Origin of the sequence: Paenibacillus aceris (assembly GCF_017874035.1) — a bacterium.
Taxonomy (GTDB): domain Bacteria; phylum Bacillota; class Bacilli; order Paenibacillales; family NBRC-103111; genus Paenibacillus_E; species Paenibacillus_E aceris.
This window is the reverse complement of record NZ_JAGGKV010000028.1, coordinates 21,224-46,772: the sequence shown is the minus strand read 5'-3', so window position 1 is coordinate 46,772 and position 25,549 is coordinate 21,224. Positions and strand designations below refer to the sequence as shown.

Below are 25,549 nucleotides of genomic sequence, written 5' to 3'. Positions count from 1 at the left end.
TTTCACCTATTCTATTGGGTGTAAATTTTTTTCAATAGTACTGGAAAGATATTTTAATAAATCTTGCCTTAGGTCATTACGTTGTAATGCGAACTCAATTGTTGTCTTAATAAACCCCATCTTCTCACCTACATCATAGCGAACACCTTCAAATTCGTAAGCATAAACAGGTTCATACCGACTCAATCCTGCTAGGGCATCAGTAAGCTGGATTTCTCCACCCGTCCCTGGTTCCTGAGTACTCAGAATATCAAAAATTGTGGGGCTCAAAACATAACGTGCCATAATTGCAAGATTAGATGGCGCTATCTCTTTCTTTGGTTTTTCAACTAGATTACTAACACTATAAAAATGCTCGTCTATTTTTTCGCCGTCTATAATGCCATACCTGGCAACCTCATCATTAGAAACTTGTTGAGCGCCTATTATCGTTGCATTATAACGGTCATATTGTTCCATGAGCTGCTTTAGGCAAGGTTTTTCAGCTCTCACAATATCATCCCCTAGTAAGACTGCGAAAGGCTCGTTCCCAATGAACTTACGAGCACACCAAATGGCATGCCCCAATCCTCTAGGCTCCTTTTGGCGAATATAATGAATATCAATCATCTTGGACGATTTTTGAACTTCATGTAACAAGTCAAACTTGTGTTTTTCCAATAAATTTTGCTCTAACTCGAAGGAACTATCGAAATGGTCCTCAATAGCCCTTTTTCCTTTTCCTGTAACGATAATAATATCTTCAATTCCTGACTCTACTGCTTCCTCTACAATGTATTGAATAGTAGGTTTATCTACAATTGGAAGCATCTCTTTAGGCATTGCCTTGGTTGCAGGAAGAAATCTAGTGCCGAGCCCTGCTGCCGGTATAATTGCCTTTCTGACTTTCATAGATACATACACTCCTTTTAAACTGCTGAGATTAATTTTTGGGTTACCGTGCCAGTTTTATTATTCGCTAGATTTAATAACGCTTCTCTCAACTTTCCTTTATCAAGAGTTGAGTAGCTTGAAATGATTTCTCCGATTTCTTCGATGTAAAGATCAGCCGTTTTCCCTATATAGATTTTTGGATAGACTTGCTGTTCATGAATTTCATCTTCTTTTAACAGTTCTTCAAATAGCTTTTCTCCTGGTCTCATTCCGGTAAATTGTATTCCAATTTCCTCAGTGTTGTTCCCAGAAAGTTTGATGAGATTATTGGCTAAATCAACGATCTTCACGGGTTCGCCCATGTCTAACACAAAAATCTCTCCACCTTTTGCTAACGCACCGGCCTGTATGACCAGTCTTGATGCTTCAGGAATTGTCATAAAGTAGCGAACCATGTCGGGATGTGTGATAGTAACCGGTCCACCATGTTCAATTTGCTTTTTAAATCGAGGGATAACGCTTCCTCGGCTTCCCAAGACATTACCGAAACGAACGGCAACGAACTTCGTATTACTTGATTTATCCATGTCCTGTATTATAACTTCTGCCAGCCTTTTTGTAGCTCCCATCACGCTTGTCGGATTTACTGCTTTATCTGTAGAGATCATGACAAATGTTTTCACTCCATGCCAGCTAGCCGCTTTAGCTACATTCATGGTCCCTATTACATTGTTCTTTACCGCTTCTTCTGGGTTATTTTCCATTAACGGCACATGCTTATGGGCAGCAGCATGGTAGACAACATCCGGAAGGTATTTACCCATTACACTCTTGATTTTCTCTGCATCTTGGATATCAGCAATTTCTGTAATAAGATTTATTTGAGTAGTTTCGAATACATCTCTCAATTCCATTTCAATGGAATAAATGCTATTTTCACCATGTCCCAATAAAATTAATTTATCTGGATGAAACGCCAAAATTTGACGGCATATTTCAGATCCTATTGACCCGCCTGCACCAGTTACTAACACTACTTTGTTGGTGATATATTCCGAAATGCCGTTAATATCCAGTTCAATTGGTTCTCTCCCTAATAAGTCTTCCACCTGCACATCCCGAAATTGATTAACCGAAACTTTACCCGTTACCAGGTCTTCTAACATGGGAAGGATTTGCGTTTTTGCTTTGGTTTTCAAACACTCTTGAAAAATTACATTTAATTCTTTTTTACTAAGTGAGGGAATAGCTATAATGATGTTGACAATATTTAGTTCTTGAACAACAGCCTCAATTCGATCAACGCCACCGCTTACTGGAATCCCTAAGATATGAAGACTCTGTTTTTTCAGGTTGTCATCAATGAATGCAACAGGTAATAATTCTGCTTCATTACTATTTATCAACTGCCTTGCAACCATTGTTCCAGCTGAACCGGCACCAACAATCAATGTTCTTTTTTTGTTAACTGATCCCTTTATATATCTATCTCGAAATAATCTCCAACAAAAACGTGAGCCTCCAATCAATAACATATACAGCATCCACGTTACAGTGAGTAGGCGAAAATAAATATCTTGAACAATGATTTGTTGCAATATGCCAGTAGTAATAATTGAGAAAGTTATAGCTTTAAAAATTATAAGTAATTCCCCTGCACTTGCATATTCCCATGCCTTTTTATACAACTTGTAAAAAAAAGCGTAAAAATGATGACTAAGAACCAAAGTGATTGAACTAACTACAATTGGTGTCGTTATGACATGTAGATTAGTATTTAACAAAAATCGGCTAAAGAAAATAGTACCTAATACGATAATTGAATCCATTAAGATCAATAAAGAAACTCTCTGTCTGTATGTCAAAAGAACCACCCTTTCACTCAAGTCTTAGAATTCTAGAAGTACCCTTAAAGTTCTTAAATATAAGTTTTTTGATAAAAACTTATATTTAAGAACTTTAATAAATAAAGGGCATCAAACCCGTCCTCACACCACACTCTTGACGACACGCGTCTAAGGTTTATACAACCCACAGTATGGTCGAGTGCCTCCATTGATAACGGCAGGGAGACATCACCGAATCATGATCTTTTGCCCATTAAATAAAACAAATGTTCTTAATAAAGAACAATAAGGCGATTTTCATTACATAATAAATTTAACTGAACTAATATTTATTATCTCTCAAGAAATTCTTTATATAGATCATATTAGTTCTTTATAAAGAACATGTCAACATGAAGTTTACTTCCCCTTAACATGTGATTCTTCCCATCAAGCGTCATCCTATGAAAACGATTGCCTTTTAGTTTTTCTCCAAATCCATAAAATGGGACGAAGAGGGAAATAGAGGAAATGTAGGTGTTTAGGTAACATCAATGTATCTGCATCCTCTTGGTAAGGATAAAGAAAACTCAGAATAAAAAGAATCCTTTGCTGATTTGACTTAATGGAAAACAAATACCGTTTATAATGTTTATACAACTCTTGTGAAGGATTTGTATGTAAATCTTTTGTTTCTTTGATATAAACAATCGCATCTTGCGCAAATCGCCATGAACGACTTCCGCCTGTTAATAATTGCATTTTCCTGCATAATGGGGTATTTAATAGCTGCGAAGCTAATATAAGTGCCTGCCCCCCTATATACATGCCATGATACTTCCTCATTAATAAGTCGAGTTTCTTCATATTAATGCTCTGTCTTACTAGTTGATCAATATCCGCGAGCCAACGAAGTCGAAACCAGCCATGACGCGCACCATGTGATACCAAGTATAAAAACAAATCCTCCCGTCCTAAATAATAGACAGGACTACTTGTGAGTGAACTAATCCTCTTCCGTCCCCATAATTCGTTAAAGCTTGGTTCCTTCCCTGGCCCATGACTCAACCTCCAATGAATTTCTATTGTAATCCTCTTTTGAGGATGAAAATAGGTTATATGATATTGTCTCCATTTCCATTCATTTAATATAGTCTGGGTGAAACCTTCTTTTTCATAGCCTGACTTTACAAGAAGTTCTTCCACCTTATCTAGATCATCTATAGGAATTAAGATATCCAAATCTCTAGATGCACGGAGAGAGACATCCCCATAAAGGTCGACAGCAAGCACAGGTCCTTTTAAAAGAAGTGGCCTAATGCCATGTGCTATAAACAACTTACATATTTGTTCCATTTCCCCACTTAAGTGAAGCATCTGAAATGCGTTTTTTTTGTATTCTTGGCATAAACTTTGAACTACATGTAATGGAATTCCATTCATTTGCTTTAACTTGGAATAAATGAAGGGATGTACACGATGATGCATTACTAGCAGGAAAAATTTATCCCAATCGATATCCATAAATATTTCATTATTTGATAGTAAGTCTTCCCCATTATTCATCTTCATTAAGGCAAGCAATAATGTTAATTCTTTAGGGACACGCGACAAATCTAATCTCTTTTCATTATCCAAATTTAATCCCCTTCGCTTTCTTTAATTGCCTATATATTTCGCGAATTTCCCAACAACCGTAAATCGTTCCATTCCTTCAGCTCCCGTAATATAGTACGTACCATTGCGAAGCCAGGCATGGGCGATCATTTTCCCCGATTCATCCCTGCCCGTTCCCAAATATAACGTACTTTCGATCTGACGCCTTTCAAGCATTTTCAAGGCAGCTATTGCCTTTACGAGGCATTTGCTTTCCCATAACGTATGCTTACATGCAATCTGAATGGTATCATGTATTTTGATTAATACGGCCTTCTTCCCATCGTGCAAATCTCTCGTCGTTTCCTCCATAGGGACACCTAAGGAAGGAGCAATTTTAGAAAATGGTACTGAAATTAGTATTCGAGCCACTCCCAAATAAAAAAAAGCCTCTGCAAACAAAAACATGGTTTTCGTATCTAGTGATAAAAACTTTCTTATCTTATTTACTGCTACCATGGTTTCCTCCCCTAACTGGATTTTTAGTTACTATCCATGCGACCAAACATTGGCCTGTTGTTCCAGCAGATGACTCAGCAGACTTTTCTTTTCTTTGGCAAGCTCGCTGAACATCCCTTTCTGTACGATTGTTCCTTGATCAATGACAATAACCTGATCCGCATTCCGTATCGTTGAGAGTCGATGGGCAATTACGATAATGGTCATCTTACCTTTTAATAAATCCAGTGCTTCTTGAATTTTAGTTTCATTTTCGGTATCCAGCGCGCTCGTTGCCTCATCCAATACAAGAATGGACGGTTTCCGCAAGATGGCCCTTGCCAGTACCAACCTCTGGCGTTCTCCTCCAGACAATCGAATACCGCGGTCACCGATAACTGTATCGAGCCCCTGCGAGAGTCTCCTAACGAATGTGGCAGATGCGGAAAACTCTAGTGCCTCCCAAATCTCATCATCAATTGCGTCTCCTTTGACCAACAACATATTTTCCCTTATGCTTGCATTGAAGAGAAAAGGATCCTGTGGAACATAACTGATTGAGTGCCTAAATGCCAATAACTTTTCTCTTGTAAGTGGAACACCGTCGATCAATACCTGCCCTTCCTCCGGCAGAATAAGCCCCATTAATATGTCAATCAGAGTGCTTTTCCCTGCTCCCGAGCGCCCTACAATGGCAGTCATACGGTTCGAGGGGATTTGTAAATCAACATCTCGAAGAGCATACAATGGTTCTTTGCGATTGTATCGAAAAAACACGTTACGACATTCCAGTAATTGATCTATACCTATTGGCTTAATATTTGTATAGGATTGGTCGCTAATCGTAAATTCGTTAGCTTCCTTACTTTCGATATGAAGAAGCATCAGAGACGTAAAGGCAGGAATTGTAGCGGCTATGCTCTCCATGTTGGATTGTATACCATTAAACCGCGGCCATAACCGAGAGAAAATAACGATAATCAATAACAACTGCTCCAACTGAGCATGAAATAGCCTCACCGAAAAAAATATAAAAATAACGATAAAAAAAGCTGAAGCAGTCTGATACACAAATTGAGACGTGGTTTTCAACTTGATTTGTGCAAGTTGTTCCTTCTGTATTTTTTGGTCCAAAGAGGCAAGCCATGCCATACGCGATTGTTCCAGAGTGTTGCTCTTAATGTCTTTAATTCCGTTCAATTGATCCGTTATGCCTGCATGATAGGACTTGGATAGTTCCGTCGTTTGCTGCCCAATCGATTTAGATCTATGAACAAACCTTCTGAAGAGCAGAGCCACTATCAAGCCGCAAATCAGAACAAAAATGGCTAACTTCGCAGATAACCAGAATGCAAAACAAATCTGAATAAAGGTGAAAACAAGAGAAGTAACCATCTGTAATAGGGTATTCATCCCTCCGCTGACGCCTCCTATTTCCGAGGTCAGTGAATTGACAAAGTCTGATTTTCTTCTTTTTATATGAAAGTCCCAGTTTGCTTGTAATAGAGAACCAAAAGTATCTGTTCTCAAATGGTGCATAAATCCCTGGTGTATTTTAGAATTACTAATCGTTACAGTCCGTTTTAAGAAGCCTTGGCCAAGTACAAGCAGAAAATAAATGCCTAAAATAATAGACAACTTCCACGTTTCTGAAATATTTTGTAGAAATTGAAATATTACGGAAAGAGGAATTAAGTCAGTGTTCATATTGATGATCCCGCTCATACTGAGCATAGGAATTAATATAATAACTCCTATTCCCTCGATTAGACTGATGAGGATCATACCTAAAAGATTCATATACAGGATGTTCCCTGAAGTGGAGTATAACCTTTGGACAAAGTACAAAATAGCTTTCAATGTATACCCTCCTATGAACACTCCTCATCTATATTTACTGTAGGATAAATGGAAATTAGGCCTTCTTTACGCAGCTGTTCCAAGAATGATAACACTTGATTCTCACAGACTGATTTCTCTACTTCGTATTCAACTATTAGTTTATTTACAAGCAGCTCAATCGTGACTGGTTCATTTATCATATCCCAAATTAGTCCTCCAATTGGACCCAAATTGTAATACTTTCCATTATGGATGCTCAGCATGACCTTTTCCTCGCCCATATCACTTACAATATTACCGCTTTCTTGAACGACCAATTGATTCGATGAAATTATCTTATTAGTAACCATGAGCTACCCATCCTTATTTATTGTAGTTAATATAAACGAAACTAAGTTTGGAACGGTAAATTCAGAAACAGGTCTTTGCAATCGAAAAATCTCAATTTGAGCACCAATCTTAACGGTGGTTTCAAAGTGCCATGCTTGTAAATCCAGAGAGTGAACTAAAACATTCCGAAAAGTATGGCTATATAATACATATAAGCTTTCAAGCTTTGAAACTCGGTGAACTTCGACCTCATGTTTTTCTGACTTGAATAATTCGAATACACCCGCAAGAGGTAACGGGGTTGAGCAGAAATTAGATAATACGGGAATTGAAAATTTGGTTTCTCTTTGAAATAACGGACGGTAGTGTGTAGTATCCAACCCAAAGTGTTCCAAACTTTCTTGCCACATCTTTTGCTGAGGAAAAGAGGGTATGACATAAGGAGTCTGATCATTTGGAGAGAGGTAAATAGCGACCACATCGTCACTTAATAATTGATAGCCTCTTTGCAGAAAAGCCGAAGCAAGCGTCGATTTTCCCGCACCTGACTCGCCAACAATAGCGTAAGCCTTTCCATCAATAGCAACTGCACTGCCATGTAAGGGAAGTATTTTTCTTTGCAGCAATAATGCACCCATGCAGGACCCCAGTACATAAAGCCTAATTTCATCTATGTCAGAACCAATAGCAGGAGAAATGATAATCTTCTTCCCCTCTTGTATGCAAAAAATGGCGACATGGGGAACACGGAAAATGACCCGTTGTTCATTCGCTGTAAATACCCCATTCTTAACTTCCAATCGATTCCACAAGTTGGATAAGTCATGAACCTCGATTACAATATCAGGTACATCGTCAGTTCCACTTATTTGCGTTAACTCAGGTAATTCAAACTCACTTGTCACTATGAATCCGAAAGCTTGATACATCATTTTTTCTGTTGCGCTTCTCATCTTACCACTCCACGCTCATACTCATTAGATTTTAAAAAACAAGCCCTCATACTTGTCATATAAGGGCAGTTTCATAGAACTTGTTTCATAAGTATTTAGAATGCTTGAACCTAGCTAGGTCCCATAAGTTGTTCGGTAGCATTTGTATCCAAGTAATCTCTTTTTTGATCAGGATATCCAAGCATAGTCATCTTTACATCAAGCACTTCAAGTTCAGGTTTTTCCCATTTTTTATTCAAATTAATCACCTCCCTTCATGCATTTCTTTTAATGAATCTATATATGATCAAGCTGCGCATTAATATGCTGTAACCTGTATCATATTGACTCACTGGCCGAGTATTTCCCAGGAGTCCAGCAATAGCCTCATTAACAACGGGTATGTTCAAGTACTCAGAAATGTCAGGGTCGACGCTTAATTGCTGTAATTCATTCACGAATGAACTCCACTCAGGCACCATCCGGTGGATACCGTCAGCACCCTGTATACCGCGTACTCGTTGGTTTAATCTCACATCATCTGGAAGCAGGTGTTTGGTTGACCTCCGGATTAATGCTCGATCCATACCATTCTGTACATATTGATCTTCCGGAACAGCTAGACAAAACTTGATCACACGTAAATCATTAGTCGGATCACGGTCCCACAACGAGTAACGCAACGACATCTTCGTTCCGCATGTACCATTTAAGTTCCAAGCATTTGCTTGTTCGAAATGCTTTTTTCTGGCTTCATAAATATTAACAAGCTTAGAAAAACCCTTATAATCGATCCCATGCAGCTGCAATTTATTAAAAACATCCGTTTTCTGTGCAAACTCCGGATTAATCAGCATGGGGAATTGGTAATGTTGTGATGCCTTATTCCGATCAATGTAAGGAAAAGCTTTTTTTGTAACTGCTTTTAAAAATATAGATTTACTAACTCCATTGTTGTTGCCGTACAATAGCATTTCCCTGTAAAGGCGAATCCATTTCATATTTTTGAGTAACATGGCGTAGTGAGACAATGCTGAACCCCATGAAATCGTATTGTTTCCCCTAGCTCCGCCCAAAAGCACTCCTACTCCTTGCTGATATGCTTTTTCATGTATCCCTTTAATCCAAAATGAATTCTCAAATACTTTGTAGGGCATTTCCAACATTTCCAGCCAATCATCAACTTCCGACAAAGGGCTTTTCCCCTTAAAGTCCAAATAATGATCTGTGATGTTTCCAACATGCTGAACAGTGGATTGAATATACGGTCTTTCGTCTGCCATCAGACTTTTGGGAGTCCAGTCTTCATAATCTTCTACCGGGATATGGCTGTAAGTATGTAGTCTTTTATTCTCCATACTCAATGCTCTTGCTGCTAAGCTGACGACTGAACCTGAATCCAGACCTCCGCTCAAAAAAGCGCCAACAGGTCGATGAGTACGCAACCGAGCAGTAACTGCGTCTTGGTAGACATCCAGGAACGCCTCTTCGTATTCCTTATCAGACTTAAGTTTTAAGCGCTCTCCCTGGGTTATCATGATGTATCTGGTGAATATTACTTTGCCATTTTGTATAGTAATGCTATGCGAAGGTGGCACTTGCTCTATTAGTTTAAAAACGGTAGAAGTTTCATCTAGGGTTTCTACCAGACCTGGGTTGGCTAAATACTCAGCAATCCACTGCTCATTTATGTAATTTCCTACATAAGGTAAATTAAACAAAGGTTTGATGGTCGAACAAAAAGCAAAACAATTATGATTTCTATGAAAATATAAAGTACGACTTCCAGAAAAATCTCTCGCACCAAATAGCCTCTGTTTTTCATCATCCCAAATCATAAAGGCGAAATCACCAATCAAGTACTTCGGGGAGTCTTCCCCCCACTTATCGTAGGCTAGCAAAATTAACATACTGTCAGACATTCCTTGTCTAAGACCATGTTGAACCTGTAACAGTTCAAACAATTCTTTGCGATTGTCGATGATCGCATCCGCTGCAATAGCTAACCCTCTACTGGAGTCATGGTAGGGATTCCGTTCACCAACCGACTCCTTGGTGATCCATTGTCCATGGCATCCAAGAAAAATTCGTTCACTATGCCAGATCTGAATATCATCCGCCGGGTACTTTTCCAGGGCTTTCATTAAACCTGTACCATGCTCCAATGGTACTGGCTCTTCATTAAAGTGAAATAATCCGGTAATGGCACTCATACTTTCCTCCGCAACGGCACATGATAAATGGAGTTTCATTTAATGTAAATGTTCTTTATAAAGAACGATGATTTTCTACTAATTACTTGTATTATAAAGATATATTACCTTGTATTTTGTATTTCCGCTCATAGTTGTTCTTTATTGAGAACAATATCAGAATAACATCGAACTTCTTATCTGTCAACTGTCTCTTTCATCTTCTTTATTTTACCTGAGAACATCCTATTCAATAAACGATACGAAAAATCTAATAGTGCGGCCAAACTATGCTTTACCGTATCAAAATCAAAAATTTGATGAAAAGTCCATTGCATATACCCCTTAAAAGATCTCTTATTAGCCCTTAAAGAATAATAATCCCACAATTGGGGTACTTTCCATTCACTAGGTAGCTCTTTTGTATCTGCTAGATACGGAAAATAGGCATAAACAATGGCTAGTGTCCTGGCGATCCTTCTCCTGGTTCTATGGGCAGCAGTGTCATTCAGTAAAAGCGTGTAGTTTAAATCATCCTGCAGCATATGAATCATCTGAATGATATCTAAAAAGTATTTAAGTGAAGACAATTTATGCTTCCAGCCATGCAAACAAATCATATAAAACGTATGGTAATCTGATAATTCCTTAATGTACCGGTAGTAACCCAATGGTGTGGCCTGATCCCAAAATTCATCCATCTTTAAATCCGACGTTTTTTCTCTCAACAAATCCCAGTGCAGCTCAATCGTCAGAGGAATTGGAGAATCAGGTATCTCTTTACTGAAGCTCCAATGGAAATGAGACGGGATCCGCTCCTGCTCTACTGTATACCCAAGTGATTTCACACAATGAATAGCACTTTCTAGTTCAAATGGATGTACTAAAAGATCAATATCAGACGTACATCTGGCTCCTAAATGTCCAAAGTACTTTTCAGCAAACAGAGTACCCTTCAAAGGAACTGTCTGAATGCCTGCTTCTTCAAGTTTATCCAATACTTTATTCATTTGATTGCGGATAAATAGATTTTTACATAAAGAGTCTTCATATTTCTCTCGCAACCGCTCCTGAAAAAACGACGGCGTTCGCTCCAATTGTCCTCTCTGCTTTAATAACCAATATATTTGCGACGATATCTCAGAAAATTTCTCATCTTCCAATGCCTTCTCAAAGAACTCCATCCCCTGGGGCAGAGGATTTCGCGGATCATACAACGCTTGTATCAAAGGAATGATCAACGATCTCTTCCCCTTTCTGAAATCCTTTTCGATTTAAGGTGCGGTAAAGTCCATGCTCTTTCATTAAATCGGTATGGCATCCTGTTTGGACAATCTTCCCTTTATCCATGACAATGATCACGTCAGCATATTGAACAGTCGATAACCGGTGTGCGATAACAATTGTTGTGCGGCCCGCCATTAATCGATGCAGAGCTTCCTTAACTTGATGTTCGGTCTCATTATCCAAAGCCGATGTTGCCTCATCCAGCAGAAGGATCGGGGCATTTTTTAAGACTGCACGGGCAATCGCCAAACGTTGTTTTTGTCCGCCGGACAGTCTGACTCCTCTCTCCCCAATTTCGGTGTCATAGCCGTGTGGAAGGGACTGTATGAAAGAGTGGATGTCGGCAATCACTGCAGCCTTCATCATCTCTGCTTCGGTAATCCCCATTCGGGCTAATAAGAGATTTTCCCTTATCGTACTTCCAAAAAGGAATGTTTCCTGCGAAACATGGGCAAATAAACTCCTAAGTTCAGAAGGTGAAAAGTCTTCTGTTGAACAATCATCCATGTAAATCTTTCCCGATTGCGGTTTGTAAAACGCTAGCAGCAGATTAAATAAAGTCGTTTTACCTGCCCCGCTCAAACCGACTATAGCTATGACCTTTCCAGCCGGGAATTGCAAATAGAGATGATCAAAAATGTTAAGATGTCCATCATAACTAAATGTAATATCCTCAAACCGGATAGACTTCTCTAATGGTCTCGATTGGACCGCTGACGGTAATTCTAAGGATTCTGTGGGCTGGGCTAAGATTTTGAATATTCGTTCCATCGCGGAAGCAGCTCTTTGAAAGCCTGCCCATTGCCCAGCCAGCTCTGTCAAAGGATAGACCAAATTGTTAACGAGATTTACAAAAGTCAGCAAAGATCCAACTGTCATTACACCTAATGACACGTAATATGAACCCATACAGAGACTTACGAGAAATGTTATAGAAGTAACCGCATGGCCCCCTACATAGAACCATCCGCGCAGTTTTGCGCTGCCGAGTTCTAAGTTGTAGAGTTCCTGATTTTTACTTACAAATTTCGCTAATCGTGATTTTTCCATCATAAAGGACCGAATGACATGCAATCCTTGAAATGTTTCATTAAGTAGGGCACTAATGTTTCCAATCAGGCTATAAACTAATCTTCCGTTATTACGAAGCAATAATCCGAAGACAACTCCCAAAAGCATAGCAATCGGGGCGACGAGTGCACAGAGGAGTGCTAAATGCCAATTAATTTGCATCAAATAGATCAAAACTGCCAGGTAAGTGAAGGGAAGTCTTAGTAGATCAATTAGACTTCTCCCGATGACTCCGTCAATGCTATGAATGTCATTGGAGAAATGAGACATCAGCTCACCAGAGTGATGGCTCGACATCATCTTTCCGTTTAACAACAAGATATGCTTGAGTAAATGTGCGGAAAAGTCCCTCTTCACCGAATTGGTTGCCATCGTTTCAAGCACGGTATTCAAATAAGTTGAAGTAAGACTAAGGGTAACAAGTGTAACACCTATCGGAATTAGCTGTTTCATGCGAGTGAAATTACTATGAATCGCAGCATCCGTCAGGTCTCCAAAGAACCACGCATATGCCAACGTCTGGCAAATATCAAAAAATAGCAAAAAGAAGAGAGCTGTATATGCCTTCCAATACTTCAACATGTAAGGTATCAACAATGCATAGGTTTTCTGAATGTCTTTGAACGTAATGTATTCCTTAACGACCGATAAGTAACTACGAATGATTCCAATCATACCCGCGACACTCCATAGAAAGTCTACGCTTGCGTGCTTTCTCTTCGATTTAAATAAAATCTTAACAGCAGCGATGTCAGGGGGAATGTGAGAACGACTCGCCCCCAGACGTAAGCGGCCAGGTCTGTTACATGGATGATCCGCCCATTCCGTTCTATCCACGTCAATTTGCCAATCACCTGATCCAAAGCAATAACTTCGTCATGCGCTAAGTTCGTATCACCCTTACAAAGGTAATGCAACTGTTGACTCCTAGTGACCAAACGGCAAAAACGATGGGCAACAAAGTTTCCGTTTGAGGTTCGAAATAAGATAATATCGCCTTTCTTTATGCGCTCAGTCTCTGTGAGTACAAATCGACAAATATCTCCCTTTTTAATAAAAGGATACATACTCGTTCCTCGTGCCGGGAGTTCAATCCAGCCTCTTTTTGCCATTACACGCGTAAGGAGCTGAAAGGATTCCTTATGAAACTGCATATTGAACCAGGCCTCGCCCAATCATATCCTTCAAAAATGCTTCAACATCTTCTTCAACCGACTCGCAGACGGATTCGTACTCCTTCCGAACCGCTTCGCTAATGGAACTTACGGTCTGAGCTACGCCGAGTAGTGACCAGCAGTATCCACCCACTTCGTTTAATTTCGTTAAGGTAAATTCATCCGTGTTCAAAATAATGCATTCCTTATCCAGTTGAATGGACTCATAATCATTCATCCGAAGGTATTCGGTCATTAGGATATCAGCTCCCAAAATGTATCATTTTTTTGAAAATGCAGCTCGGAAATGGAAACTGCGTTGACCACATGCTGCAATAATCGAAGGATGTTCCTCGTTTCTTCCAAACTGTGCGACCAATAAAACACTTTATTCATAAGAAAAAGAAGGCCATTCGATTTGGTAAGTGGAACAATGCGATTATCAATCGCCTGATGTAATAAATAAATGCCTGTTAACGTACTAGACTCTTTAACGCCTGTTCTTACCAATTCACTTCGAAAAGGAGAATCAAAAACGGTTATTTGATCAGGAGTGATTTTGATTATCGTTGCCTCATCGGATAGGAGTTCCCGGGGATGCGATAACTTCGCCACAGTAGATTTGCCAGCTCCCGAGTGACCTGCAAACATGTAGGCATTGTCCTTATCGATCGTGCAGGATGAATGAATTAATAGTCCCCATCGATGGTAAACCAGATAGGAACTGTATAGATTCATTAATGCATGCTTTAACGCTAATTCATTATGTACGGAAATGCGAGAATTCTGATAATCCAAACTAGTCTCAATTAAGTAATCGGCCCTGCGAAATGAAATGAGATTCGATTCTTTTGTGATCGTCACGTGATAGTCAACAAAAGGAATCCCATATCCCTCTGTAAGTTGAATGAAGAGATCAGGCTGATCTTTGATTGGCTCTACTACTTGGAAATTTCGTTCAATCCAATTCATAATCTTTGCCGAGTCGCAAAGGATTTGAATGAAATGCTCACCAATCGTCGTGTACATGCGCTCCATGATATATCCCCTTGGGACTCTATTGAAATTTGAGGTCAATGGCAGTATACCATTGACCTCTTTAGAAAATTTTACTTATTTTTTCCATTTCCGTTGCCATTATGAGGCCCAGTGTAAGGAGGGTTAGGATAATTGATGCCGCCGTTCCCTGTACCTGGGTGATTCAGGTTCCCATGACCTTTGTTCCAGCTTTGGGCTGTCTCAAAACGAACCGGCTGTTGACTTAAAACCATGGGGCGCACATACAACTTTTGTTCCCTCTTCGCCTTTTCTTCCATCGCTTCGCTCTCCTATCGTTTCGCAGTTTGGATAAGACGTCTTGCTTCCCCAAAGGGTGTATCAATCATTTCGTATATACGAAGATATACCGTGGTTTCAAGTCGATCCAAACTAAAATCGAGGGTTTGGGTTCCGCTGACCAGTTTATTATCCCCTGTAAATGAAAGGACTTTTGAAGCCATGATTCTGTTCTTGGCATCGACGAACTCCAGCCTCATTTTGGAAAAGCTTTGATCAACGACGATTTCATCCTGAAGTTTAATATCAAAATCCAAATTCGTCTTATAGGAGTAGGGCAAGCTTCCCCCCATATTATAGTTGATCCCCATTGACCAATTATTCAAAGTGACCTGAAAAGGATAGAAAGCAGAAGATTTATCTTCCGTCTCTTCGATGACTTTCGTCTTGAAGGCAGCCAGAGGAAGGTTATACGGCTCTGCGCTTTTCCCGTCCGTAATCTCCATAGCCAATTTCTCGCCGGTTTCTGCATTCGGAATAATAAATGAATAGTAGATGACGTAACTGATATTAGGAATGAGCGTTTCTACCTGCGTATTTTGTCTTGTGCCCAAGTATTTATTACCGCTAACACTTGATAGCACGGCCTGAAACTGCGGAACCTGCTGTGGGCTCTCACTCTTATTAAGCAGCTTGAACTTGGCAACAGCGGCCTTAAAGCCACCTCCTGCACTTTCATAGATGCGCAGATCCGACATGGACACATTGATCTCTGGCCGAATTAGCTTCGTTAACGGATCAAACTGAATCGGCTTATTCAACTCATACGGCGGCAGTTGGTTCATAAAGAACCGTACATCGTTAGCGCCAGGTGGTGTGATCGTTAGTCTGCCAATTAAATAATTCGTATGTGCTTTATCATCGCCCACGAAGTCTTCCGGCGTGAGGACCGATAAACTTTTCACTTCCATCTTATTTCGGATCGGAACCGCATAATGAACATAATTCTTCTCACCCGGTTCGAGGATGACCGGATCCTTCTCAATTCTGCTGCCGGTGTAGATCTTATTCTCCGTTTTTCCATTAATCCGAAAATCAGGTATGACTGTCTTCTTGTCCCCGTTATTCGTAGCAAGCAATGCCACGATCGTCATAGGTCCATCCGGCGTATTTTGTTCAGTAAGGCTGATCGGTTTGTACGCTAAGGTACTTGATAGCACAGGGATCGTAAACGTATCCTCCCATTTCTTCATCGTTGCCGGATCGGTCAGGACAGCCTTTTCACCTTTCCATTCTATGTCTGAAATAGGCAGTGATATGATTTTCTTTTCTTGCTTGGGATAGACGAATTCATCCACATCATAGAAGGAAAGTTCAGTTAGTGAAAAGACGTCATAACGCTCAACGATATTCATATAGCTAAGCTCGACCGTCTCTTTGGGTTGAATGTTTTTGGCGTTAGCTTGACTTGGACGCATGATATATTCCAAGCCATCTAAAGTCTTGGCTCGAACCTCGTATTCCGGTACACCCGTTAAGCGGTCTCCATCGTTAAATAGGCGGACAACCGTGCCGATCCTGGTCCCTTCCGAGGTTGATTCATTTAAAACACTTTTTACTTCTACCTTAATACCATTCGTCAATGAATAACTTTTCACCGTTGTCGCAGGCGCATATTTTTCATCGGCTGCTACATGGAAAGCTGCGGATGGAATCACTAGGGAGACGGATAAGATGAACATAACCATCGAATGTTTCCAGTTTATTTTCAATTCAAGTCACTCCAATTTTAATTATTGCTCTTCAATAGCCGTCATTTGAACTTTTTCTTTGTCGGATAACTGACTCGGGCTCGTTTTAACGACCATTTCTCCCTCTTTGAGGCCTGAGAGCACTTCTTGACTAGGCTCATTCAATCTGCCTAATTGAATGCTGCGTTTTTCTACCGTATCTCCTGTGAGTACGAATACAAACGCATTGTCACCCTCTTTAACAATGCTATAAGTAGGAACTGTCACTACGATTTGATCTTGTTCATCTGTCAGTTGAACTTTCAGCTTCGTGCCAGGCTTCAAGATCAGATCTTTGTTCGGCACCTCAAGATTGATTTCATACGTTTTCGTTTCCGGATCGATCACCTTGGAGAGATAACTGATCGTTCCTTTGTACTTATCTTTGACTCCCGGAACAAAATAAGATAATTCCGTCTTTTTGCCAATTTGATTCGTTTCCGCTTCCGTAAGCTGTGCCTTAATTTTGATCGGATCCAGTCGTTGGATGATACCGACCTTGTCTCCAGGCTGCAGCGCCATTCCCGCTTCGAGCGGCATCTCCGTCAATAAACCGCTCACCGTGGCTTTCACTTCAAGGTTCTTCATCGATTGATCCAGCTGCTGCAAAGCAACCTGAGCACTCTTGAGCTGTGTTTCGAATTCAGCCGGAACACTTAGCGGTTCTAAAATGCTCAATTTCTGTTTGAGCTGGTCCAGATCCATACGGGCACTCATCATCTGAGTTTCCATCTGATAAAGCTGAGCTTTCGTGACCAATCCGATATCATAATCGTTTTTCATTTTATTGTAATTCCGCATCAAAACGGTCATTCCCAGCTCCATCTTTTGGATTGAATTGCTCATATCCAGCCGTTGGTTCTCCGTTTCTTTCTTAGCCTTTACTTTGGCTCGCTCTATCGCTTCCTGGGCTGTTTGAACGGCAAGAGCTGCAGACTCTCGTTGAGTCTGGAGTTCACCTGATCTTATCCGGAGAATGACATCGCCTTCCTGAACCATATCTCCGCGTTTCTTCAAAATTTGATCAATATCCCCGGAAGCTTTAGCTGTAATACCAAATTGAGCTGACGATTGCGCTTCTGCAGCACGTTCCAGCGGATCTCCGATTTTCTGCTTAATCACCTTGAATACTTTAACGCTTTTCGGCGCTTGATCGCTATAAACGGAATTACCGTCCGAATTTGTAACCGCCGTATCTGAGCACCCTGCCAAAATACCAATGCTTAACGTCAAGATGCAAAGGGTTCTCACGACTTTCCGTTGCTGCTTTCGTCGTTTTTTTCTCATTAGATATGAACTCTCTCCCCTTACTTTGGTTTTCCATCGCGATCAAAGATACGACGCCGCATGCTCGTTTTTCATTTCATTCATGACAACGCCAATTAAATTTACTTTCGCAAGATGTAACTCCTCTTTCACTTTCTTGGCTATGCCGCGCTTCAATTTGCCAAATTTGACGATAAGAAGAGTCCCGTCGCATTTCGTCGCCATAATCTTGGCATCCGTTAACGTTAAGATCGAGGTTGTGTCCACGATGACCATGTCATAGTTTGCTCGAAGTTCTGCCAGCAGGACATCCATTTGACTCGAAGCCAATAGTCCGGAAGGATTCTGCGGTATCGGCCCCGACGTTAGAATGGATAGGTTCTCAATCATCGATTGGCGTACGATCTCGTTCAGTGTGTTCTGCTGAGCAAGATAATTCGTTAATCCACTCCCATTATCTCCACCAAATGAAAGATGAATCGATGGATTTCGCAGGTCAGCGTCAACTAAAATCACTTTCTTCCCGGTCTGCGCATACGCCACAGCCAAATTAATGGCAGTCGTTGTCTTCCCTTCACCTCTGCTTGAAGATGTGATGGTCACGACCTTGGCTTCGCGGCCGAAGACAGAACAATCGATATTAAATCTTAACGATCTATAAGCTTCCGCTGAAGGAGAATTGGGATTCTTTTGCATCATAATCGCAGAATTAGTGGATAGTTTTGGCATATGCAATATCCTCCACCTTTTTTCTAGATTTACTTTTCTGTTTATTTCGCATTACTTTGATTTTTACTTTCGGTATGTACGCTAAGGTCGATAGTTCAAAAGCCTCACGAATATCATCATCCGTTTTCAACGTATCATCTAACGCATCCAGCAGAAGAATGATACCAATTGTAGCAGCCAACGAAGCAACGAAGCTTAGGATGATGTATTGGTTGGATTTTTGATTAACCGGTACAGGATTGTCCTGAACTTTGGCTCTATTCAAAATGGTGATATTATCGACCTTCATAATTTTGGGGATCTCGGTTTGAAAGACATCGGATACCGCATTCGCAATCTTCACGGCTCTTTCATGTGAAAAGTGTCGGGCAGTAATCGACATGACTTGTGTTTCATTGAGATTCGAAACATTGACGATTGAAATCAACTGGTCTGTGGATACATTCAATTCGGGGTATCGTTGGACGACTTTATCCATGATAGCTGGAGTTTTAATAATTTCTTTATACGTATTAATGAGGGCCATATTAACGCCGATTGCTCCATAATCGATTTGCTCTGTGCCTAGTTGACCCTGTTCAGATGTTTTATTGACGATCAATTTCGTAGAAGCCTGATAAATCGGAACATAATTAGATGTCGTATACATGGCTGTAAGGATTGTACACGCAAGTACAACTAAAACAATGAGCCACCATCGCTTCTTTATAATTATCAAATATTCTTTTAGATTAATTTCCATGGTTCCCCTCCGCGAGAAGTCTACTTTTCAACTAAATGATACTATTTGTATCTTATTTCTACTCTTACTTTAAGATACTTTTCGTATCATGTCAACAAAATATTCCATTTTTAAGTTCCAAATTGTATCATTAAAAATGTACATAAAAAAAAAGAAAAGAACCCCAAAAGGCCTTCTCTTTTTGTTTAATTAACACCCACCGATGATACGATATTCTTCTCATTCGTAAGCCCTGAAACCTTAAACGCTTGCTGCAAAAGCAGCGCCAACAATCGACGCATCGAACCAATTCCAATCTTGCTCATAATGTTCGCCAAGTGAATCTTTACAGTTTTCTCGCTAATACAACAGCTTTCGGCAATTTCCTTGTTCGTGTACCCGTGGGTAGCAATCAGGGAGAGAATTTCCGATTCACGCTGTGTCAGTCCATAATTGGTGAAAAATTGTTGCAAAACTGTATTCTCTGCCATCGAATTATGCATCATACAACAACTTCCTTTATATGAATATGTCGTTCTCGACTAAGATCTACAAACGCTTCGTCAATTTTTACAAGGGGATTTGTATCATCCGTAGGATTGATATAGACAACTTCCGCCCAACGGCCATCGGTTAGCTTCACTTTCCTGCCAATTAAGCCACGGATTATATTGGTAAGAAACACCGATACGATATGCGGATCCAATTCACCAAAAAGGCCTGCTCGCATCTGTCGAACAACTTCGTGAAATGGCATCATGTCTTGATAAGGCCTTTTGGAAGTCATAGCATGGAAAATATCGGCAACGGCAACGATGCGGCTCAATCGATCGATTTGGCTATCCCTTAGCCCCATAGGATATCCGCTACCATCCGCTCTCTCATGATGCTGCAAGGCAACCAGTGACACTCGGTAGTTAATGCCTTTTGTCTCCCTAAGCAAGTTATAGCCTCGAACCGTATGCTGTTTCATTTCATTGAACTCTTCTTTCGTTAACTTGCCCGGCTTTTGAAGAATATCTTTCGATACTTCGATTTTGCCGACATCATGAAGCGTAGCCGCAAGAGTTAGCATACCTACTTCTTGCTCATCCAATTGGAGCCATTTTCCGATCAGCGTGGAAAGTATACCTACACCGACATTGTGCTGATGCGTGTACTCGTTTTTCGCTTTAACAGCTTCAAAAATTTCAAATAAATCCGAATGTTCAGCTGCCTGCTGTACGATAGGAATGAGTTGATTCTTAATTTCAAACAGTGGGATTTTCTTCTGGACTTCCATCTGCTCGAATAACTGCTTGGCGAATTGCGTTGCTTTCTGTACTAAGAGTCCTGAAGAATCCTGGGAATGGACATCTTCCAGTTCTTGTTCCTGGAGGTTTGTCGTAATAATGTCCATGAAGTCAATACGATGATGCCGAAATAAATTCAAGTGCTCTTCCATGAGTACGGTTTGAGCAGGTGCTAATACAAGCCCATAGTTCGTTGTTACATCGTATTTCAACATTTTCCCTGCTAGATCGCTCAATAAACCCCGCCCCAATACTTCAAAATATAACCAATTTCTATTATATACGACAAAATAGGTTCAAACCATGGGAGGTAAATCCCGTATTTTTTCCATTTCGAATAGGATAAAAAGCCTACAGGTTTCATAAATGCATTTATTATTAGGACTAATGGTATAGTTTGGAAAAACACTCCCTTTAGCCGGATCTGACCGTGACATCCGTCTAGTCTCCTGCATATAGTAAGTATCGACTAATCCGCTTTTACCTAAGGAGGTACTTTCATTCATGACTTCAAACAAAAAGAAAGAGACACGGAATTTGGAACTGGACAATGAAGTAGTGCAGCAGCCAGAAATCGACCCGGCGTATGCTGCATCCTATCCTCAAACCGCGCCTTATGCATACGGCTACCCTGTACCGCAAGCTTACGCTTGGGTACCTGTCTATGATACACGAGGTTTAGGCGGCATGTTCGGACTTCCCGGCATGCCTGGTGGTGGAAGCATGACACCGGGTTTCCCTGGTCAGTCAGGTTTCCCTATGCAGCCTGGTTTCCCAGGGCAGTCAGGTTTCCCTATGCAGCCTGGTTTCCCAGGGCAGCCTGGTTTCCCAGGGCAGCCTGGCTTCCCAGGGCAGCCTGGCTTCCCAGGGCAGCCTGGTTTCCCAGGGCAGCCCGGTTTCCCGGGGCAGCCTGGTCTCCCGGGCCCTGGCATGCCGCCGGGCGGCGATCAACAAGCGCCGACTTCGGCTCCTCCTTCGTACACTCCGCAAAAGCCGCATAAAGCTGCCGGCGCCACATTCGCCGTGGATCCGGGCGGCATTAGACGCTGTATGTTCCGTTTCACCTATGTGTGGCTGAGCAATGGCCAACAATTCTGGTATTTCCCGACTTTCGTCGGCCATAACTCCATTGCGGGTTTCCGTTGGAACGGCTTCTCCTGGATGTATTTTGGTATTGATTTGCGCTTTATTGATTCGTTTACTTGCTAAAGAATGCTAATTTGATTACCTAAATTAAATCAGAAATGATTCTATTGAGAATCCCTCTGTAAGCTTAAGAAGTGAACACCCCCGCCAGCCAAAGCTCGCGGGGATCTTATATTTTTAAAAAAGCCAAAGGTTAAATCTTATTCAATATTAATAAAAAAGTTGCAGAGCCTGCGTCTCTCTCTCTCTCTCTCTCTCTCTCTATAATGTTATTATCTGGTTATTTTGGTTCACATCATTTTCCTTCAGTTCAAGCTTTGAGTTAATTAAGGTATTGTTCTCAATGAAGTATGATGGAGCTCCTATACCTGCAGCAATCGTGCGTATACCCGTGGCTGGCAGATTAGAATAAATAGTGTTGCCATTGATGGATAGGGCTTCAACAGTAAAAGGTTGGGTACTACCATAATAAGTGTTAATTTCAATAAGCGGGGCATAGATAGAGGACTTTGTTAAAAAGCTCGCATTGATGACATTATTCAAAATAGATACCCTTTTCGCGCGTAATACATAGATCAAATACTGGAAGTCTTCTGAGTTTTCCAGAAGAGTAATTGTAGAGTTTTCGATAGTCACGTCTGTATTTAAATTTTGAATCATTAGAACAGCGTGACCTTTAGCTACGAATTGACAGTTATTAAATTCATATAACCCCGGGTTTTGGATACTGGTATATCCATCAATTGTGCCAACCTGGAATAAACAATCCGTGTACTTTCCTGGCAGCAAGGATTGTGGATATTTCGATACTGGATGATAATTGGTCAGTTTAAGGTTTGAAAAAATACTTCCCTGCGCATTTCCCGAAAAAAGGGACATTTTTGCGGGGCCGTCAATCAAAATATTAGAGAATTTTACAGGTTCATTTCCTAGTTGGAACATATTCTGCTTCTGTCCCGTGCTATGGATCTCAACATTCGAAACCGTAATTCCTAAGCTGTTGGAGTTTAGGAATTGAAACATCGTATCATAAGCAACTATTTCATTGATAACTACATTATTACCGTTTACGTTAACAGAAGCATTTTTAATCGTGTTGTTTTCAATAGTTACGTTACTCTTTGCAGAAATACCGCAGTTATCAAACACATTATTGTATACCGCTACGGGTCCATAGAAATGATCGCCTTGTGCAAGTCCTATATTGGACTTCCCAAAATAATTGCCTTCAATCACTGCATTGAATCCATCGAACAAAATGACATTATAAGCATTGTTATTATAAAATGTGTTATTCAGCACTTTGAAATTTTGTTGCATTGATGCTCGCCCGAGTTCGAAATCTATGGCACTAGCTGGTGCTGTTCCCTGAATATCATGAATAACATTATTCTGAATTGTCACATCATGTGCACCGACAACGCTGATGCCCTGTCTTCTATTGAAAGAAATATTACAGTTTTTCATCAGAATTTGTTTACTTAAAGCGATCAAATTTAAAATGACTGAATAACCATTTGACTTGGTAGGAGTGAACACAGCTAAGAAATAGTCAGCCCCTTGGGGGATGGGAACTTCTTCGGTGTAATATAATCCACCTCGTTCAGCACTAAGAAAAGTGCCATCATTTTTATAGAAGTAAACATCAAACCCGGCATTCTCGTCCACCCCTGCCTCTGGGTGAAACATCACAAAACCTCTGTTGAACAGCTCAGCTCGGGGAGCATTGTGGAAATCAGTCTTAATGGATTTTTTTGTTCGGATTCTGGTTGGATCGATAACAAGCTTGCCTTGTGTATCTATGGAGCCTGGTTCGATATCGGAATCCCAAAAACCTGAAAGCCACCCGCTTGAATTTCCGACCATGATTCCGTCACCAGTAAATTCTTTGATTACCACGCCTTCAATCGTTAAATTGCGTGCGCCATCCGACGTAATTCCAAATCCTGCTTCGTGAGTATTCTGAGTATACGGATATTGTTTTTGAGTATAGTCATGAGTATAACGATCTCCAATCAATATACCGCCTTTAATAGTTACATTTTGAACCATTGGTCCCACATACAAAAGTCGGTAGAATTCATAACCATTGCTTTCTTTTTTCAGGGTTGTTCCCTCTGCCATCTCAAATGTCATATTAGCAGGAATATTGATTTGTGCAGAAACATCGGTTTCTGGGCCTTTCTTTATTAGGAAAAGACCGGCCGGTACCCTGAATGTGGTCTTCCCGTTGTCATGTGCCCATTTCAATGCATCATTAAAGCCTTTTGTTGTTTCTACGGGATGTGTGCCGTCATTGTAGATACCCCAACGATCTAATTCCAACAAATAGATAGAATCTGCCATTTTATATGACCTCCTTTATATTTATTTATACTGGCTAACAATCCATGAACTCTTAACCTGCCATTCTGAGTTTCTCTTTATAATATATTCATAAACTACGCAATAGATTGGATTATTTCTCTATTTATTAATAGACTCTGTTAGTATATTGCATTAATTTGTCAAATGAATTTCGATAAAGTCACTGCCCCTCCGGATATCCCCTCTCTTTTGAGTTCTTTCTTTTCCAAAACCCTTTGTGCCTCCATGTCAATCTTAATTTGACTAGATGTCATTTAGAATTGTTTAAAAGAAAAAAATCCCCCTTGAGTATGCAGTAAGGAACTAATTCCTTACTGCATACTCAAGGGGGATAAAACAAACACCCTCCGACGAAATCGTGAAATCATCACTAATAACAAATCGGCTTATCTAAGAACTCTTTACAGAAATTATACCAGAACCCCCAGTAATGGTCATCCTTACTACCATCATCATGGCCCTTGTCAGGAGAATACCCTAAACAAACATTGGATTCATTCTTATCGTACTTATCTTCCTTATCATACTCATTATGCTTATCAAACTTATCATACTTATTTCCAGAGTAGTAAGATTGAAACAGCTTAAAAAAAGAATTATCTTCTGACTTAGCAACTGTTGAAGCAAATGCAGGTGTAGGGAAAATTAATGTAATAATGAGTAAAATAATAAATGCAGGCTTTTTTGCTGCTAACATGCAAAGACTCCTTTCAATATAAAAATTAATAAGGCGTTCTTTATTAAGAATTATACTTCATATTTATATATTTGAGAACGAAAAAATCCAAATTAATGTAATGAGGTTACCTATTTATTTTGAATCTGTTCGGCATAATCTGCTACTAAAAAAGTATCGGCTAACCAAGCCGAAAGAGCCTTTACATGAGAGTGTACTTCTTACATACTACCCATTCGCATGCACATCTCCATAGATATCCCTCACCTGTAGAAAGAGGTTTAAACCTTTTTAATAGTTTCGAATCATTCTACTGTCTACAAATGGTGGGGTATCATAGTAAAGCACCATCACGCACATTCCTCCGATTTAATCGACTTGTTGCTTCCATTAAGATTGGCTCCCTATCATTCCACCACACGATTTGAAGCTCAGGATATAACTTCGCAATATGAACGGGTCGCGATGCTTCACTTTCCACATAGCGGGTACATCCAAGACCAAGTGCCTTTTTCCCTTTCCATTCAGCAGTGGTCTTTTTCGTGGGACGTAGAATTTGGTCATCCCTCAGAAATACATCCATTCTTAATGCCATAACTAGTCATCCACAGTATGGTCCGTTCTTCATCCATCATAGGTCTGCCCGTAACAATAACATCTCTCTTTTCTAAAACATGCGCTAATGG

Annotated in this window: 25 protein-coding genes; 1 reads left to right on the top strand and 24 read right to left on the bottom strand. The window is 40.4% G+C overall.

Annotated elements, in window-relative coordinates; all coding sequences use genetic code 11:
• Window positions 1–6: 6 nt before the first annotated feature.
• The 21 genes from galU to J2Z65_RS30630 form a co-directional block, all read right to left on the bottom strand.
• A complete protein-coding gene (galU, locus tag J2Z65_RS30730) occupies window positions 7–891 on the bottom strand; it encodes a UTP--glucose-1-phosphate uridylyltransferase GalU (protein ID WP_167052036.1) in 885 nt (294 codons plus the stop codon).
• A gap of 17 nt (window positions 892–908) precedes the next feature.
• The gene (locus tag J2Z65_RS30725; protein ID WP_167052034.1) at window positions 909–2,738 is read right to left on the bottom strand and encodes a polysaccharide biosynthesis protein; all 1,830 of its coding nucleotides are present in this window, start codon (window positions 2,736–2,738) and stop codon (window positions 909–911) included.
• A gap of 423 nt (window positions 2,739–3,161) precedes the next feature.
• Window positions 3,162–4,337 (bottom strand): nucleotidyltransferase domain-containing protein, encoded by a 1,176-nt coding sequence (locus tag J2Z65_RS30720; RefSeq protein WP_167052032.1) that lies wholly within the window; start codon window positions 4,335–4,337, stop codon window positions 3,162–3,164.
• A 21-nt stretch (window positions 4,338–4,358) separates the two neighbouring features.
• The gene (locus J2Z65_RS30715) at window positions 4,359–4,814 is read right to left on the bottom strand and encodes a lasso peptide biosynthesis B2 protein (RefSeq protein WP_167052031.1); all 456 of its coding nucleotides are present in this window, start codon (window positions 4,812–4,814) and stop codon (window positions 4,359–4,361) included.
• Between the two features lie 30 nt (window positions 4,815–4,844).
• A complete protein-coding gene (locus tag J2Z65_RS30710) occupies window positions 4,845–6,653 on the bottom strand; it encodes an ABC transporter ATP-binding protein (RefSeq protein ID WP_167052029.1) in 1,809 nt (602 codons plus the stop codon).
• Between the two features lie 11 nt (window positions 6,654–6,664).
• A complete protein-coding gene (locus tag J2Z65_RS30705; RefSeq protein ID WP_167052028.1) occupies window positions 6,665–6,985 on the bottom strand; it encodes a lasso peptide biosynthesis PqqD family chaperone in 321 nt (106 codons plus the stop codon).
• A gap of 3 nt (window positions 6,986–6,988) precedes the next feature.
• Window positions 6,989–7,918 carry an aldolase gene (locus J2Z65_RS30700; RefSeq protein ID WP_167052026.1) on the bottom strand — a complete coding sequence of 310 codons (930 nt, stop codon included), beginning with the start codon at window positions 7,916–7,918 and terminating at the stop codon, window positions 6,989–6,991.
• A gap of 110 nt (window positions 7,919–8,028) precedes the next feature.
• The gene (locus J2Z65_RS30695; RefSeq protein ID WP_167052025.1) at window positions 8,029–8,157 is read right to left on the bottom strand and encodes a paeninodin family lasso peptide; all 129 of its coding nucleotides are present in this window, start codon (window positions 8,155–8,157) and stop codon (window positions 8,029–8,031) included.
• Window positions 8,158–8,172: 15 nt separating this feature from the next.
• A complete protein-coding gene (locus tag J2Z65_RS30690) occupies window positions 8,173–10,110 on the bottom strand; it encodes a lasso peptide isopeptide bond-forming cyclase (RefSeq protein ID WP_167052023.1) in 1,938 nt (645 codons plus the stop codon).
• A gap of 176 nt (window positions 10,111–10,286) precedes the next feature.
• Complete coding sequence (locus tag J2Z65_RS30685) at window positions 10,287–11,330, bottom strand: nucleotidyltransferase family protein (protein WP_167052022.1); 1,044 nt, start codon at window positions 11,328–11,330, stop codon at window positions 10,287–10,289.
• Window positions 11,299–13,122, bottom strand: coding sequence for an ABC transporter ATP-binding protein (locus J2Z65_RS30680; protein WP_167052020.1), 1,824 nt, complete (start codon window positions 13,120–13,122; stop codon window positions 11,299–11,301). Before J2Z65_RS30680 ends, J2Z65_RS30685 begins: the two co-directional genes overlap by 32 nt.
• 23 nt (window positions 13,123–13,145) lie before the next feature.
• Window positions 13,146–13,514 carry a S24/S26 family peptidase gene (locus tag J2Z65_RS30675; RefSeq protein ID WP_167052019.1) on the bottom strand — a complete coding sequence of 123 codons (369 nt, stop codon included), beginning with the start codon at window positions 13,512–13,514 and terminating at the stop codon, window positions 13,146–13,148.
• 73 nt (window positions 13,515–13,587) lie between these two features.
• Window positions 13,588–13,857, bottom strand: a complete 270-nt coding sequence (locus J2Z65_RS30670) for a PqqD family protein (protein WP_167052017.1) — start codon at window positions 13,855–13,857, stop codon at window positions 13,588–13,590.
• A complete protein-coding gene (locus J2Z65_RS30665) occupies window positions 13,857–14,639 on the bottom strand; it encodes a hypothetical protein (protein ID WP_167052016.1) in 783 nt (260 codons plus the stop codon). Before J2Z65_RS30665 ends, J2Z65_RS30670 begins: the two co-directional genes overlap by 1 nt.
• A gap of 71 nt (window positions 14,640–14,710) precedes the next feature.
• The gene (locus tag J2Z65_RS30660) at window positions 14,711–14,917 is read right to left on the bottom strand and encodes a hypothetical protein (RefSeq protein ID WP_167052014.1); all 207 of its coding nucleotides are present in this window, start codon (window positions 14,915–14,917) and stop codon (window positions 14,711–14,713) included.
• A 12-nt stretch (window positions 14,918–14,929) separates the two neighbouring features.
• A complete protein-coding gene (locus tag J2Z65_RS30655; RefSeq protein ID WP_167052013.1) occupies window positions 14,930–16,648 on the bottom strand; it encodes a hypothetical protein in 1,719 nt (572 codons plus the stop codon).
• A 21-nt stretch (window positions 16,649–16,669) separates the two neighbouring features.
• A complete protein-coding gene (locus J2Z65_RS30650) occupies window positions 16,670–17,953 on the bottom strand; it encodes an efflux RND transporter periplasmic adaptor subunit (RefSeq protein ID WP_167052011.1) in 1,284 nt (427 codons plus the stop codon).
• 42 nt (window positions 17,954–17,995) lie between these two features.
• Window positions 17,996–18,661, bottom strand: a complete 666-nt coding sequence (locus tag J2Z65_RS30645) for a CpsD/CapB family tyrosine-protein kinase (protein ID WP_167052010.1) — start codon at window positions 18,659–18,661, stop codon at window positions 17,996–17,998.
• Window positions 18,642–19,403, bottom strand: coding sequence for a YveK family protein (locus J2Z65_RS30640; protein ID WP_167052008.1), 762 nt, complete (start codon window positions 19,401–19,403; stop codon window positions 18,642–18,644). Before J2Z65_RS30640 ends, J2Z65_RS30645 begins: the two co-directional genes overlap by 20 nt.
• Window positions 19,404–19,588: 185 nt before the next feature.
• Complete coding sequence (locus J2Z65_RS30635) at window positions 19,589–19,888, bottom strand: response regulator transcription factor (RefSeq protein ID WP_167052006.1); 300 nt, start codon at window positions 19,886–19,888, stop codon at window positions 19,589–19,591.
• Window positions 19,885–20,910, bottom strand: a complete 1,026-nt coding sequence (locus J2Z65_RS30630; RefSeq protein ID WP_167052004.1) for an HD-GYP domain-containing protein — start codon at window positions 20,908–20,910, stop codon at window positions 19,885–19,887. The genes J2Z65_RS30635 and J2Z65_RS30630 overlap by 4 nt, the downstream gene beginning before the upstream one ends.
• A gap of 559 nt (window positions 20,911–21,469) precedes the next feature.
• Between J2Z65_RS30630 and J2Z65_RS30625 the strand changes: the two genes are divergently transcribed.
• Window positions 21,470–21,883: a collagen-like triple helix repeat-containing protein gene (locus J2Z65_RS30625; RefSeq protein ID WP_420850753.1), complete on the top strand. Its 414-nt coding sequence runs from the start codon at window positions 21,470–21,472 to the stop codon at window positions 21,881–21,883.
• Window positions 21,884–22,081: 198 nt separating this feature from the next.
• Here the strand turns inward: J2Z65_RS30625 and J2Z65_RS30620 are convergent, their stop codons facing one another.
• The 3 genes from J2Z65_RS30620 to J2Z65_RS30610 form a co-directional block, all read right to left on the bottom strand.
• A complete protein-coding gene (locus tag J2Z65_RS30620; protein WP_167052002.1) occupies window positions 22,082–24,166 on the bottom strand; it encodes a right-handed parallel beta-helix repeat-containing protein in 2,085 nt (694 codons plus the stop codon).
• Between the two features lie 391 nt (window positions 24,167–24,557).
• The gene (locus J2Z65_RS30615) at window positions 24,558–24,884 is read right to left on the bottom strand and encodes a hypothetical protein (RefSeq protein WP_167052000.1); all 327 of its coding nucleotides are present in this window, start codon (window positions 24,882–24,884) and stop codon (window positions 24,558–24,560) included.
• A 313-nt stretch (window positions 24,885–25,197) separates the two neighbouring features.
• A complete protein-coding gene (locus tag J2Z65_RS30610) occupies window positions 25,198–25,458 on the bottom strand; it encodes a hypothetical protein (protein ID WP_167051998.1) in 261 nt (86 codons plus the stop codon).
• Window positions 25,459–25,549 lie beyond the last annotated feature (91 nt).

What these genes read in the sequence shown, in the direction of transcription:
- galU (WP_167052036.1), bottom strand. Translation starts at nt 891, where the DNA reads ATGAAAGTCAGAAAGGCAATTATACCGGCAGCAGGGCTCGGCACTAGA.
- J2Z65_RS30715 (WP_167052031.1), bottom strand. Translation starts at nt 4,814, where the DNA reads ATGGTAGCAGTAAATAAGATAAGAAAGTTTTTATCACTAGATACGAAA.
- J2Z65_RS30705 (WP_167052028.1), bottom strand. Translation starts at nt 6,985, where the DNA reads ATGGTTACTAATAAGATAATTTCATCGAATCAATTGGTCGTTCAAGAA.
- J2Z65_RS30700 (WP_167052026.1), bottom strand. Translation starts at nt 7,918, where the DNA reads ATGAGAAGCGCAACAGAAAAAATGATGTATCAAGCTTTCGGATTCATA.
- J2Z65_RS30690 (WP_167052023.1), bottom strand. Translation starts at nt 10,110, where the DNA reads ATGAGTGCCATTACCGGATTATTTCACTTTAATGAAGAGCCAGTACCA.
- J2Z65_RS30680 (WP_167052020.1), bottom strand. Translation starts at nt 13,122, where the DNA reads ATGATTGGAATCATTCGTAGTTACTTATCGGTCGTTAAGGAATACATT.
- J2Z65_RS30675 (WP_167052019.1), bottom strand. Translation starts at nt 13,514, where the DNA reads ATGTATCCTTTTATTAAAAAGGGAGATATTTGTCGATTTGTACTCACA.
- J2Z65_RS30670 (WP_167052017.1), bottom strand. Translation starts at nt 13,857, where the DNA reads ATGACCGAATACCTTCGGATGAATGATTATGAGTCCATTCAACTGGAT.
- J2Z65_RS30665 (WP_167052016.1), bottom strand. Translation starts at nt 14,639, where the DNA reads ATGGAGCGCATGTACACGACGATTGGTGAGCATTTCATTCAAATCCTT.
- J2Z65_RS30660 (WP_167052014.1), bottom strand. Translation starts at nt 14,917, where the DNA reads ATGGAAGAAAAGGCGAAGAGGGAACAAAAGTTGTATGTGCGCCCCATG.
- J2Z65_RS30650 (WP_167052011.1), bottom strand. Translation starts at nt 17,953, where the DNA reads ATGAGAAAAAAACGACGAAAGCAGCAACGGAAAGTCGTGAGAACCCTT.
- J2Z65_RS30645 (WP_167052010.1), bottom strand. Translation starts at nt 18,661, where the DNA reads ATGCCAAAACTATCCACTAATTCTGCGATTATGATGCAAAAGAATCCC.
- J2Z65_RS30640 (WP_167052008.1), bottom strand. Translation starts at nt 19,403, where the DNA reads ATGGAAATTAATCTAAAAGAATATTTGATAATTATAAAGAAGCGATGG.
- J2Z65_RS30635 (WP_167052006.1), bottom strand. Translation starts at nt 19,888, where the DNA reads ATGATGCATAATTCGATGGCAGAGAATACAGTTTTGCAACAATTTTTC.
- J2Z65_RS30625 (WP_420850753.1), top strand. Translation starts at nt 21,470, where the DNA reads ATGCAGCCTGGTTTCCCAGGGCAGCCTGGTTTCCCAGGGCAGCCTGGC.
- J2Z65_RS30620 (WP_167052002.1), bottom strand. Translation starts at nt 24,166, where the DNA reads ATGGCAGATTCTATCTATTTGTTGGAATTAGATCGTTGGGGTATCTAC.
- J2Z65_RS30615 (WP_167052000.1), bottom strand. Translation starts at nt 24,884, where the DNA reads ATGTTAGCAGCAAAAAAGCCTGCATTTATTATTTTACTCATTATTACA.
- J2Z65_RS30610 (WP_167051998.1), bottom strand. Translation starts at nt 25,458, where the DNA reads ATGGCATTAAGAATGGATGTATTTCTGAGGGATGACCAAATTCTACGT.